Source organism: Amycolatopsis alba DSM 44262 (genome assembly GCF_000384215.1).
Taxonomy (GTDB): domain Bacteria; phylum Actinomycetota; class Actinomycetes; order Mycobacteriales; family Pseudonocardiaceae; genus Amycolatopsis; species Amycolatopsis alba.
Window position 1 is genome coordinate 1,402,929 of sequence record NZ_KB913032.1, and the last position, 12,052, is coordinate 1,414,980.

Sequence of the window (12,052 nt, forward strand, 5' to 3'; positions counted from 1 at the left end):
TCCTCGTGTCGCTGCGTGAGTCATCAGCCGCGGGTTCAGGGTTCACCGTGCCGGTTACGCAGTAGAACGATCGAGCGCGGGAGGTTTTTTCATGGCCAGGAACACTGCTGTGCATTTGCTGGACGATCTGACCGGCGAGGCGGCCGAAGAAACGGTCGCTTTCGGTTTGGACGGAATCGCTTACGACATCGACCTTTCGGCCGACAACGCCACCGCACTCCGGGAGATCCTGAGTGCCTATGTGGAGAACGGCCGCCGGATCGGTGGACGGAAACTGCGGCCGCGGGTCGTGCAGCGGCCCAAGGGCGCGCGGGTGTCGAAGTCGACCCCGAAGACCGCGGCCACCGCCGCGAAGGCCGAGGCGAAGACGGCCGCGAAGCCGGGCCGCAAGCCCGCCGCGAAGGGTGTCGCCGGCCGCAAGCCCGCCGCCGCCAAGACGGCCGCCGCCCCCAAGGCCGAAGCCAAGGCTCCCGCCAAGACCACGGCGAAAGCCACCGCGGCCAAGGCGAAGTCGACCCGCGGCGCGGCGGCGAAGACGACCACGGCCAAGGCTCCGGCCGGCCGTTCCAAGGCCGCCGCCGCGGCGAAGACCCCGGCGAAGGCGGCACCGAAGACCGCCGCCAAGACGACGTCCGCGAAGGCCGCTCCGAAGGCCGCGGCCGCGAAGACCACCGCCACCAAGGCAGCGCCGAAGGCCGCCGCCAAGGCGCCGGTGAAGAAGGCGGCTGAGCCGAAGAAGACCACGCGTGGCTCCCGCAAGGTGCCCGCTGTCACTTTCTCGGCCACCGAAAAGTAATTCACCGAAAAAGGCCCTTTCGCGATCTTCGCGAAAGGGCCTTTTTCGTTTTCGGTCATTTGCGCTGGGCACCCCCGGAATGCCATTCCGGGTAGTGGTACCTCGTGTGCTGGAGCGAGCGATGCCACTCCCGCTCCGCCGCCGAGGGCTTCCGGGTGGTGAGTTCACCCAGTTGCCCGGCCGCCGCCACACGGACCGCGGCCGTGACTTCGGCAACACCTTTGCGCAGGCCATGCTCGGCGAGCGACGCGACCTGGCTCCGGTGGGAGTCGAGCGGACGGGGATCGGCAGGCGCCGAAGTGAGATACCGGCCGACGCGTTCAGCCGCGGTCGAAACGAGCAGGGTGGAATGCGCGAGCAAGCCCGTTCTCGTCCGGAACACGGCGAAACCGCACAGCTTCGAATCACCGACGAACAGTCCTCGATCACCGAGCCGCGACGGCAGCCCGAGTTCGGCCACCGTCGCGGTCATCAGTTCCCCGAGCGCTTCGAGCGGTTTGACAGGTTCCCCGGACAGGCCGAGTCCCGGCAGGACGAGGGTGATGTTGAGATTGCCGGGATCGTGGAACACCGTGCCGCCGCCACTGGCCCGGCGCAGCACGGGGACGCCGTCGCTCTCGCAGACGTCGGCCTTGACCTCGCGTTCGATCTTCTGCCCCCGCCCCACGACCACACTGTCGGTGTTGCGCCAGATCCACAGGACCGGCGCCTCCGGTGCGGCACGCAGGAGGGCTTCGTCGAACGCGAGGTTGTCGGCCGGGTCGTCGAACGCGGCGACGACTTCCGAGGGGCCTGTCACAGTGCTTTGAGTTCCTCCACGATCTCGCCCACCGACGATTTGGCGTCGCCGAAGAGCATGCTTGTCTTCGCATCGTAGAAGAGCTCGTTGTCGATGCCGGCGAAGCCCGAGCTCATCGAGCGTTTGAGCACGATCACCGACCGGCTGTGGTTCACCTTGAGGATCGGCATCCCGTAGATGGGCGAGCCCGGATCGGTCTCCGCGGCCGGGTTCGTGACGTCGTTCGCGCCGATCACCAGCGCGACGTCGGTCTGGGCGAACTCGGAGTTGATCTCGTCCATTTCCTTGAGCTGCTCGTACGGGACGTCCGCCTCGGCGAGGAGCACGTTCATATGTCCCGGCATCCGGCCTGCGACCGGGTGGATCGCGTACGCGACCGTGATCCCCTTGGCCTCCAGCAGCTTCGCCATCTCGCGGACCACGTGCTGCGCCTGTGCGACGGCCATGCCGTAACCGGGGACGACCACGACCTTGTTCGCGTACGCCATCTGGATCGCGGTGTCGGACGCGCTGGTGCTGCGGACCGGCCGGACCTCGCCGGACCCGCTGCTCGCGACCGCCGTGCCGCCGCCGAACCCGCCGGCGACGATGGCCGGGATCGACCGGTTCATCGCCTTCGCCATCAGGTTCGTCAGGATCGAACCCGACGCGCCGACGATCATGCCCGCCACGATCAGCGCGGTGTTGTCGAGCGCGAGCCCCATGGCCGCGGCCGACAATCCGGTGAGCGCGTTCAGCAACGAGATGACGACCGGCATGTCCGCCCCGCCGATCGGCAGCACGACCACCACGCCGAGCACGCCTGCCGCGACCAGCAGGCCGATCATCAGCAGCTCGGCGTCTCCGCCGGTGGCGATGACGACCGCGAAGACGATCGCGGCGATCAGCACCAGCGCGTTCACCGGCTGCTGCAGTTTGCCGAGGGTGATCGGGCGGCCGGAGATGAGTTCCTGCAGTTTCCCGAACGCGATGTTCGAGCCCCAGAAGGACACCGAACCGACGATCGCGGCGAACAGTGACGCGATCGCGACGTACGCCGGCTCGTGCGCGTAGCCCTCGGTGGTGCGGAACTCGACCCAGGCGATCAAGGCCACCGCCCCGCCACCGACGCCGTTGAACAGCGCCACCATCTGCGGCATCGCGGTCATCTTCACCTTGCGCGCGGACGGCACGCCGACGGCGACACCGATACCGACGCCGAGGGCGATCAGCAGCCCGTTGCCCATACCCGGTGTCAGCAGCGTCGCGATCACCGCGATGCCCATGCCGACCGCGGCGATCCAGTTGCCGCGGACCGCGGTGCGCGGACCGGTCAGGCCCATCAGGCCGTAGATGAACAGTGCGAAGGAAATGATGTAGAGGACGGCGATGAAGGTCGTCACTTGTCACCACCGTCTTCCGGCTTCTTCGCCTTGAACATCGAAAGCATCCTGTCGGTGACGAGGAAGCCGCCGACCACGTTGATCGTGCCGAAGGCGATCGCGATCACCAGCAGGATCTTGTTCAGTACGCCGTCCACCCCGAGGCCGAGCACGATCAGCCCGCCGAGCAGGACGATGCCGTGGATGGCGTTGGTACCCGACATGAGCGGGGTGTGCAGGGTGTTGGGCACCTTGGAGATGACGGTGAATCCCACGAATCCGGCGAGTACGAGGATCGCCAGGCTGCCTACGAGCATCACTCGCCTCCTTGCTTTTCGGAAACGTCGGCGCCGGCCACGCAGGCCCCGGCGACGATCTCGTCGGAGAAGTCGAGCGCGAGCTTGCCTTCCTTGTCGACGAGCAGCTCCAGCAATTCGGTGACGTTGCGCGCGTACAGCTCGCTGGAATGCGCGGGCATCTCCGCGGCGAGGTTGAGCGGCGAGCAGATGGTGACGTCGTACTCGACGACCTCCTCGCCCGGTTTCGTGAGTTCGCAGTTGCCGCCGGACTCACCGGCGAGGTCGACCACGACACCACCGGCGGGCATCCCCTTCACCGCGTCGGCGGTGACGAGGGTCGGCGCCTTGCGGCCGGGGACGAGCGCGGTGGTGATCACGACGTCGAACCTCGTGATCGCCTCGGTGAGCCTGCGTTGCTGCTCCGCTTTTTCCTCCGCTGTCAGCTCTCGGGCGTACCCGCCCTCGCCGACCGCCTCGATGCCGAGTTCGAGGAATTTCGCGCCGAGCGATTTGACCTGCTCGCCGACCTCGGGCCGGACGTCGTACCCGGTGGTCTGCGCGCCGAGCCGTTTCGCCGTCGCCAACGCCTGCAGGCCGGCGACACCCGCGCCGAGCACGAGCACCTTCGCCGGTGGCACTGTTCCGGCGGCGGTGGTGAGCATCGGGAAGAAGCGGGTGAGTTTCTCCGCGGCCAGCAGTACCGCGCGATAACCCGCGACGCTGCTCTGTGACGACAACGCGTCCATCGCCTGCGCGCGGGAGATCCGCGGGATCGCCTCGACGGCGAAGGCGCGGACGCCCGCCGATTCGAGGGCCGCGATCCCCTCGGGGTCACCCCGTGGATTCAGGAAGCCGATGAGAATGGTGCCCTGTTTGAGCTTCGCGACCTCGGCCGCGCTCGGAGGCGCCACCTTCACCACGATGTCGGCATCCCACGGATCGCCGAGCACCGCGCCCGCTTGCTCGAAGGTCTCGTCGGCGAGCAGCGCGCCGGCGCCCGCGCCGGGCTCGACCACCACCCGCAGTCCGCGTCCGCGGACGCGCTCGATGAGTTTCGGTACCAGCGCGATGCGGCGTTCGCCTTGTCCGGTTTCCCGGACAACACCGACCGTGAGCTGCTCGTTTTCTGCCGCCACAGGCGACCTCCTCGCTGGAGAGGACCACACGAACCCGCACTGTTTACCACGTCCGACCGACAACTTTCCTGGCTGAACGTATCCGGACGGCATCTTTCCGTGACATCGCTCATCACGATCGATCCAGCCATCGATCCAGGTGGGCGACGTCATAAGGGGGTGCGGAGCGGCCGGCGAGCATGTCGCGAAAGCCACTTTCGGGACGTCTGGTGTCCCGAAAGTGGCTTTCGCGACATGCTCGCCTCTGGGTGTCGACCAAGGACCTCGGCGTGACTTTCCCCGCGTCTGACGTGACGAAAGCGTCCTTCACCGCGTGACATGCGGCGAAGGACGCTTTCAGCCCTCCTTATGGAGCAACGGTTTCGCCCGTCACGGAACGCTGCGCCAGTCCGGCACGCCCAGAAAGATCAACCGCAGCCGCCGTTCGGCCGTGCGGACGATCTCGTCGTCACGCGAAGGTGTTTCCAGCAACTCCAGCACCGTCGTGAGCATGGTCGTCACGATCAGGTCCGCGAGCAGATGGAGATCCTCGGTGCTCCATTCGCGGAGGAAGTCGAACCGCGCGAGATCGACGGCGAGTTCGCTGACGAAGAGCTTGAGTTCGAAGGCGATCGCCTGCCGGACCGGGCCGGTGCCGCCGTAGCGCTCCCTGGTCAGGAAGCGGAAGTGGTCCTCGTGCGCCCGCACGTGCTCGCGCAGGATGCGCACGGAAGTCCGGATCATCTGGTTGTACGCCGCGGGCCTGGTACGCGCGGAACGGATCATCGTGCGCAAAGTGCGCATCGACTCTTCCACGAGCGCGACGCCCAGTTCGTCCATCGATGCGAAATGACGATAGAACGCCGTCGGGACGATCCCGGCCTGTTTCGCCACCTCGCGCAGGCTCAGCCCGGAGAACCCGCGTTCCGCCACCAGGTCCAGCGCCGCGTCCAGCAGCGCCTGCCGCGTGCGCTGTTTGCGCTCCTGCCTGGATACGGGCTCAGTTGTCACGCCCGACAGCGTAATCGCCGCCGCGGTATCACCCACGTCACATCGCCCTCCTCTCGCGTTGACAAGCGCGACCATCACCACTTCACTGTTCAGTGTACAAGCGTTCACTGAAATTGGGAGAAAGTGATGACGGCACTGGTACCGCGCAGGGCCAGGCGGCTGGCCTCGCTGGCCGAGGCCCTGCTCACGCCCCACGGAATGGACCGCTACCTCGAACTCGTCGATCCGATGCTGGTCCGCCGCGAGATCCGCGGCCTGGTCACCGGCGTCCGGCGGCAGACACCCGACACGGTCACGCTGACCGTCAAGCCGAGCCGCGCCTGGCGGGGCCACGTCGCGGGCCAGTACGTGCGGGTGACCGTCGAGATCGACGGCGTCCGCCGGACCCGCTGCTACTCGCCTGCCGGTTCGGAGCACGAAGGCGCGCTGGAACTGACCATCAAGGCCGACCCCCAGGGGCTCGTCTCGCGCCATCTGAACCGCACGATCACCACGGGTTCCGTCCTCGGACTGTCCACTGCGGACGGTGAGTTCACCTTGCCGTCGCCGAGGCCCCGGCGGATCCTGCTGGTGAGCGGCGGGAGCGGGATCACCCCCGTCCTGTCGATGCTGCGCACGCTGGCGGACGAGAAATTCGAGGGCGACGTCGCCTTCCTGCACTACTCCAACGGCGCCGAAGACGCGCTCTACCGCGCCGAGCTCGCCGACCTCGCCCGCCGCCTGCCCGGCCTGCGGGTGGTACACGCGTTCACCCACGCGAAGAGCGGCGGTGACCTGCACGGGTTCTTCTCGAAGGAGCATCTCGCGGAGGCCGCGCCGTGGTACCCCGACGCCGAGACATTCCTGTGCGGCCCGAAGCCGCTGATGGATTCCGTCCGCGAGGCGTTCGACGCCGACGGACTCGGCGCACACCTGCACACCGAGGAGTTCACACCGCCGGCCCTAACCTTCGACACCGAGAACGCCGAAGGGCAGGTCCGCTTCGCGCGCAGCGGCCGCGAGTTCGAGAACTCCGGGAAACCACTGCTGGAGCAGGCCGAAGACGCCGGGCTGAGCCCGGAACACGGCTGCCGGATGGGCATCTGCTTCTCCTGCACCCAGATCAAGACCTCCGGCTGCGTGCGCAACGCCAAGACCGGTGAGACCTCCAGCGAAGAGAACGAAGAGATCCAGCTCTGTATCTCCGTCCCGGTCGGGGACGTCGAGATCAACGCTTAGAAAGGACCGGTCATGACGGGCTTGCAGGACAAACTGACCCCGCAACAGGTCGAGGACTTCGGCCGTGAACTGGACGAGATCCGGCAGCGGATCGTCGCCGACCTCGGGCAGGTCGACGTCGACTACATCCACAACGTCATCAAGACACAGCGTGCCCTTGAGGTCGCAGGCCGCGGACTGCTGTTCGCCGGATTCTTCCCGCCCGCCTGGGTCGCCGGCGTCGCCGCGCTTTCGGTGGCGAAGATCCTCGACAACATGGAGATCGGGCACAACGTCATGCACGGCCAGTACGACTGGACGCGTGACCCGGCGCTGAGCTCGCAGAAATTCGAATGGGACACCGTCGCGCCGTCGGAGAACTGGCGCCACTCCCACAACTACATCCACCACACGTACACGAACATCCTCGACAAGGACCGCGACATCGGTTACGGCGTCCTGCGGATTGACCCGGCGCAGAAGTGGAATCCGTACTACCTGGGCAACCCGGTGTACGCGACGCTGCTCGCGCTGTTCTTCCAGTGGGGCGTCATGCTGCACGACCTCGAGTTCGACCGCGTCGTCAAGGGCGAGCGCAAGTGGTCGGACAACAAGGAGGTCGGCCTGAAGATGCTCAAGAAGGCGGGCCGCCAGGTCGGCAAGGACTACGTGCTCTTCCCGCTGCTGACCGGTCCGCTCGCGCCGCTGACCTTCCTCGGCAACGCCACCGCGAACCTGACCCGCAACCTGTGGGCGTTCTCGATCATCTTCTGCGGGCACTTCCCTGCCGACGTCGAGAGCTTCACCGAGGAGGAGACCGAGAACGAGTCGCGGGGCCAGTGGTACCTGAGGCAGATCCTCGGCTCGGCGAACATCACCGGCGGCAAGCTCTTCCACCTCATGACCGGGAACCTCTCGCACCAGATCGAGCACCACCTGTTCCCCGACATCCCGGCGCGCCGCTACCCGGAGATCGCGGGCGAGGTGCGGGCGATCTGCGAGAAGTACGGCCTGCCGTACAACACCGGTCCCCTGCACAAGCAGCTGTTCTCGGTGGCCAAGAAGATCGTGAAGCTGGCACTGCCCTGGAACGGTGAACCCCGCACTCCCGCTACCGTGGAGAGCGACAAGACCCTCCGAGCGGCTTAAGGTGTCTGACATGGTCGGTCAGTTCGAAAGCACCAAGGACGTGGTCCAAGAGGTCACCGAGTCCGCGGCCACCCACATCGGCAACATCGCGACGATCATCACCGGCGCGATCCGGGACATCGCCCGCGAGACCGGCGACTGGCTGACGGACGTCATCGAGATGCGCGAGGCGTCGCAGCGCGCGCAAGCGGACGAAACCCGCGGCGAAGACTAGGGAAACCTGGATGGGCGCGAGGCGGGTGGCCACGGCAAGCTGAAACCGTGATCACCCGCCTCGCTTCGCGCGTCCTCGGCGCACAGCTGAACCGCGCGTACTGGGGCGAGCTGACGTGGGTGCTCATCGGCGCGCCGCTGACGCTGGTGCTCACCATTCTCGTCGTCTTCGGGCTTCTGTTCGGGACAGCCCTGAGCGTGCTCACCGTCGGGCTGCCGGTGCTCATCGGTGTCGTGGCGGGCGCGCGGCTGATCGGGGCCGCGCACATCGGCCTGGCGCGCGTCCTGCTCGGGACGACGGTCACCCCGCCCGCCCGGCCCGAGCTGCGGCCGGGGTTGTGGAACGGGATCAAGAGCAAGATCGGGGATCCGATCGGGTGGCGGTCGATCGCCTGGCTGCTGATCCGGCTGCCGCTGTCGTTCATCGAGTTCTTCCTGGTCACGACCCTGTTCATGTACGCCGTGAGCGCGCTGACGTACCCGTTCTTCTGGTTCACCCTGAACGGGGAGGCCATGCCGACGTTCGACCTCCACGTCGGCGCCTGGCCCCTCACCCTTCCTCTCGCCCTCACCGGGCTGGCCGTGCTGCTGGCGATGCCGTGGGTGGTGCACGGCCTGACCGAGTTCGACCGCCTGCTGGTGCGCGGGATCCTCGGCAGCGAGGATCTCTCCCAACGCGTGCGCGACCTCGAACGTAGCCGCGCGACCGCCGTCGACGACGCGACGCGGCGGCTGCGCCGGATCGAACGCGACCTGCACGACGGCGCGCAGGCGCAGCTGGTCGCGCTGGCGATGAAGCTCGGTATCGCGAAGGACGAACTGTCCGGCGGCGGAGACATCGACCAGGTCACCACCCTGGTCACCGCCGCGCACGCCAACGCTAAGCAGGCGCTGGTCGAACTGCGCGACCTCGCCCGCGGCATCCACCCCGCCGCGCTCGACGCCGGTCTCGACGTCGCACTGTCCACTTTGGCCGCGGGTTCCGGCATCGACGCGCGGATCACCGTCGGGCTGCCGAGCAGGCCGTCGCCGTCGATCGAGACCATCGCCTACTTCACCGTCGCGGAGCTGCTGACCAATGCCGCGAAACACACTTCCGCCGCGATCGAGGTCGACGTGGGTATCGTCGGTGACGCCTTGCGGCTCGTGGTGCGCGACGGCGGCGAAGGCGGGGCCCGGCCGGAACGCGGCGGCGGGCTCGCCGGGATCGCCGAGCGGCTCGCGACGGTGGACGGCAGGCTCGACATCGACAGTCCTCTGGGAGGGCCTACGGTGATCAGCGCGGAAATACCAGTACGGACATAGGACATAGGGGGCGGCGTGCGCGTCGTGATCGCGGAGGATTCGGCCATCCTCCGGGCGGGGCTCGTCGAATTGCTGAACCTTCGGGGGCACGAGGTCGTCGCGGCCGTCGCCGACGGCGAAAGCCTGTGCGCGGCGGTTCGCGAACACCGGCCGGACGTGTCCATTGTGGATATCCGGATGCCGCCGACGCACACCGACGAAGGACTGCGGGCGTCGATCGCACTGCGCGCGGAACTGCCGGGCTGCGCGATCCTGCTGTTCTCGCAGTACGTCGAGACGCAATACGCGACGGAACTGCTGGCCGACCGCGCGGGCGGCGTCGGCTATCTGCTCAAGGACCGCGTCGCCGAGGTGTCGGACTTCCTCGACGCGCTTCGCCGGGTCGCCGACGGCGAGACCGTGCTCGACCCGGAAGTGGTCAGCCAGCTCTTCACCGCCACCCGGAAGACAGACGCGCTCGCGGGACTCACGCCGCGGGAGCGGGAGGTGCTGGGCCTGATGGCCGAGGGACGGTCGAACTCGGCCATCGCGGCGGCGCTGTTCCTTTCGGCGGGCTCGGTGGAGAAGTACGTTTCGAGCATCTTCGGGAAGCTGGCGCTGCCCCAGTCCGAAGGGGACAACCGGCGGGTTCTGGCCGTGCTGCGGTACCTGGAGTCCTAGGGCGGGCCGGGGTGGGTGTTGCGAAAGCCACTTTCGCAACCTTCAACGTTGCGAAAGTGGCTTTCGCAACGTCAGTCCGCCACCCGCCGAGCCCGGTCACTCCTCCACCACTCGAAGTCCGTGAAGGCCTCCTTGAGGGACTCAGAGTCCCTCAAGGAGGCCTTCACGGACTTGCGAACGCGGGCGATCGCACGCCTCAGCGGGGTTCGGCGGGCACCCCGGTGAGCTCCGGCAGGCACAGCTGCACCCAAGCGACGTCCCGCCAAGCCCCGTGCTTGTACCCGATCCGCCGGTAAGTCCCCACGGGCTCGAATCCCATCGCGCGATGCAACCCGGCGCTCGCGTCGTTCGGCAGCACCATCCCCGCGCAGAAGTTCCGGAAACCGCGCGACGCGAGTTCGTCCAGCAGCGCCTGGTAGAGCGCGCGGCCGCCGCCGGTCCTCCGGCGGCCGAGCTCCAGATAGACGCTGACCTCGCAGGACCAGCGATAGGACGGACGGCCGCTGAAAGGTCCTCCGTAGGCGTAGCCAGCGACGCGGCCTTCGGCGTCTTCGAGCACGAGCCAAGCGTGCGATCGCTGCGCCTTGGCGATGCGTTCGGCCATCTCGTCCGGCTTCGGGGCCTCGGTTTCGAACGAGATCACCGTGTCGGTGACGTACGGCGCGTAGATCTCCGCGCACGCCGTCGCGTCGGCTTCCGTCGCTTTCCTGATCACCATGGCGACCATAGTAACCGAGACTGCCACTATAGTGAGCAGCATGTCGGATCCCTTGTCCGTGTCGCTCGCCGCGACGCTCCAGTCCGCGAGAGTCGACCAGAACCTCTCGGCCAACGCCCTCGCCGAGTCCTCTGGCGTCTCCAGGGCGATGATCGGCAAGATCGAACGCGGCGAGGCTCAGCCGACGGCGGTCCTGCTCAGCAGGCTGTCCGCCGCGCTCGGGATGACGTTGTCCGAGCTGATCGCGCGCGCCGAACGCGGCGACCGGCGGCTAGTGCGCGCGGCCGATCAGCCGACTTGGACCGATCCCGACACCGGGTACGTGCGCCGTGCGGTGTCGCCGTCGCTCGGCGGGCCGCTGGAACTGGTCGAGGTCGTGCTGCCCGCGGGCGCCGAGGTCGCCTTCCCCGCCCACACCTACGCGCTGACCCACCACCAGATCTGGGTGCTCGAAGGGCATCTGCGCTTCCGCGAGGGCGACGTCGACCACGAACTCGATGCGGGCGACTGCCTGCAACTCGGCACTCCGCAGCAGTGCGCCTACGTCAACCCGACCGGCGAGCCGGTCCGATATTTGGTCGCCCTCGCCCGGCGGCACGTCTGATACTCGGGTCATGTATTCCTCCGCCCTCGCACACGTCGCCGCGCAAGCACGCGGCGGGCACGAGGCCGGGCTGCCGGTGACACTGCACTTCCACCCCGACAGGTCCACAGTGGACGGACGATCCGTCCTGACGGCGATGGCCGAGGACGGCTTCTATCGCGGCCAGTTCGAAACCGGCACGAGCAACGGCGGGCTGACCGCGCACCCCGGCGGCGCCCGGTGGCACTGGGAGAGCCGGATGTTCGGCGGTGTCTACGACGACGCCCCGCCCGCCGAACGGCCGAAGTACGGCGCCTTGAACTTCCGCCGCCGTCCCACCGGCGGCGCGCCGAGATTCGGCTCGGCCCATTTTCGGATGGCCGCGCACACCGTCGCGCGGACGACGTTCTGCTATCCGGACAGTGTGCTGAATCCGACGGATTTCGGTTACGGCACCAGGGTTTCCGCACTGATCGCACTGGCGGGCCGCGATGACATGGACCTTCTCGACGACTACGTCGAGGCGCACGTCCACGGCCCTGTCGACCTCGCGAGAGACGTCGAAGCCGTCGTTCTCGACCCGAGTCACCGCGGAACCGACGTCGAAAAGGCCGCGCTCCGGCTGGACTGCCCGGTCGAATGGCATCCGGGTTTCCGCCTGTCGACCGAGGAACTCGAACGGCACCCCGCGTACCGCGGTCCCGAATTCGTCGAACTCGGCCTGGCGCTGGCCGAAGACGGTCACCTCGACCCGCGCGTCCTCGGCGAAGCGGGCCACCTCGATCCGCAAGCCCTCAAACGCGTCTGGCACCACGTCGCGCGCTTCGGGGCATTACCGTGACGAGC

The 12,052-nt window shown here is 67.7% G+C and carries 14 protein-coding genes; 8 read left to right on the plus strand and 6 right to left on the minus strand.

The window, feature by feature from the left end:
- Positions 1-91 precede the first annotated feature (91 nt).
- The gene (locus AMYAL_RS0106410) at positions 92-796 is read left to right on the plus strand and encodes an Lsr2 dimerization domain-containing protein (RefSeq protein ID WP_084702096.1); all 705 of its coding nucleotides are present in this window, start codon (positions 92-94) and stop codon (positions 794-796) included.
- A 55-nt stretch (positions 797-851) separates the two neighbouring features.
- On the opposite strand, the gene AMYAL_RS0106415 is transcribed toward AMYAL_RS0106410, so the two are convergent.
- The 5 genes from AMYAL_RS0106415 to AMYAL_RS0106435 all read right to left on the minus strand — a co-directional run bounded on the left by AMYAL_RS0106415 (position 852) and on the right by AMYAL_RS0106435 (position 5,417).
- Positions 852-1,595 carry a lipoate--protein ligase family protein gene (locus AMYAL_RS0106415; protein WP_020630484.1) on the minus strand — a complete coding sequence of 248 codons (744 nt, stop codon included), beginning with the start codon at positions 1,593-1,595 and terminating at the stop codon, positions 852-854.
- Complete coding sequence (locus tag AMYAL_RS0106420; protein WP_020630485.1) at positions 1,592-2,977, minus strand: NAD(P)(+) transhydrogenase (Re/Si-specific) subunit beta; 1,386 nt, start codon at positions 2,975-2,977, stop codon at positions 1,592-1,594. The genes AMYAL_RS0106415 and AMYAL_RS0106420 overlap by 4 nt, the downstream gene beginning before the upstream one ends.
- Complete coding sequence (locus AMYAL_RS0106425) at positions 2,974-3,273, minus strand: NAD(P) transhydrogenase subunit alpha part 2 (protein ID WP_007032801.1); 300 nt, start codon at positions 3,271-3,273, stop codon at positions 2,974-2,976. The genes AMYAL_RS0106420 and AMYAL_RS0106425 overlap by 4 nt, the downstream gene beginning before the upstream one ends.
- The gene (locus tag AMYAL_RS0106430) at positions 3,273-4,391 is read right to left on the minus strand and encodes a Re/Si-specific NAD(P)(+) transhydrogenase subunit alpha (protein ID WP_020630486.1); all 1,119 of its coding nucleotides are present in this window, start codon (positions 4,389-4,391) and stop codon (positions 3,273-3,275) included. The genes AMYAL_RS0106425 and AMYAL_RS0106430 overlap by 1 nt, the downstream gene beginning before the upstream one ends.
- Positions 4,392-4,760: 369 nt before the next feature.
- Positions 4,761-5,417, minus strand: coding sequence for a TetR family transcriptional regulator (locus AMYAL_RS0106435; protein WP_020630487.1), 657 nt, complete (start codon positions 5,415-5,417; stop codon positions 4,761-4,763).
- 90 nt (positions 5,418-5,507) lie between these two features.
- Between AMYAL_RS0106435 and AMYAL_RS0106440 the strand changes: the two genes are divergently transcribed.
- From AMYAL_RS0106440 to AMYAL_RS0106460, 5 genes are read left to right on the plus strand one after another with little or no spacing between them, the layout of a single operon-like run.
- Complete coding sequence (locus tag AMYAL_RS0106440; protein ID WP_020630488.1) at positions 5,508-6,599, plus strand: ferredoxin reductase; 1,092 nt, start codon at positions 5,508-5,510, stop codon at positions 6,597-6,599.
- Between the two features lie 12 nt (positions 6,600-6,611).
- Positions 6,612-7,727: a fatty acid desaturase family protein gene (locus tag AMYAL_RS0106445; protein WP_020630489.1), complete on the plus strand. Its 1,116-nt coding sequence runs from the start codon at positions 6,612-6,614 to the stop codon at positions 7,725-7,727.
- A gap of 10 nt (positions 7,728-7,737) precedes the next feature.
- A complete protein-coding gene (locus AMYAL_RS0106450) occupies positions 7,738-7,941 on the plus strand; it encodes a hypothetical protein (RefSeq protein ID WP_020630490.1) in 204 nt (67 codons plus the stop codon).
- Positions 7,942-7,988: 47 nt separating this feature from the next.
- A complete protein-coding gene (locus AMYAL_RS0106455; RefSeq protein WP_020630491.1) occupies positions 7,989-9,245 on the plus strand; it encodes a sensor histidine kinase in 1,257 nt (418 codons plus the stop codon).
- Between the two features lie 15 nt (positions 9,246-9,260).
- Positions 9,261-9,905, plus strand: a complete 645-nt coding sequence (locus AMYAL_RS0106460; RefSeq protein WP_020630492.1) for a response regulator transcription factor — start codon at positions 9,261-9,263, stop codon at positions 9,903-9,905.
- Between the two features lie 196 nt (positions 9,906-10,101).
- Here AMYAL_RS0106460 and AMYAL_RS0106470 read toward each other — a convergent pair whose 3' ends face one another.
- Positions 10,102-10,632 (minus strand): GNAT family N-acetyltransferase, encoded by a 531-nt coding sequence (locus AMYAL_RS0106470; protein WP_020630494.1) that lies wholly within the window; start codon positions 10,630-10,632, stop codon positions 10,102-10,104.
- A 31-nt stretch (positions 10,633-10,663) separates the two neighbouring features.
- Between AMYAL_RS0106470 and AMYAL_RS0106475 the strand changes: the two genes are divergently transcribed.
- Positions 10,664-11,227 carry a helix-turn-helix domain-containing protein gene (locus tag AMYAL_RS0106475; protein ID WP_020630495.1) on the plus strand — a complete coding sequence of 188 codons (564 nt, stop codon included), beginning with the start codon at positions 10,664-10,666 and terminating at the stop codon, positions 11,225-11,227.
- A 10-nt stretch (positions 11,228-11,237) separates the two neighbouring features.
- Complete coding sequence (locus AMYAL_RS0106480; RefSeq protein ID WP_020630496.1) at positions 11,238-12,047, plus strand: DUF3626 domain-containing protein; 810 nt, start codon at positions 11,238-11,240, stop codon at positions 12,045-12,047.
- The last annotated feature ends 5 nt before the right edge of the window (positions 12,048-12,052 follow it).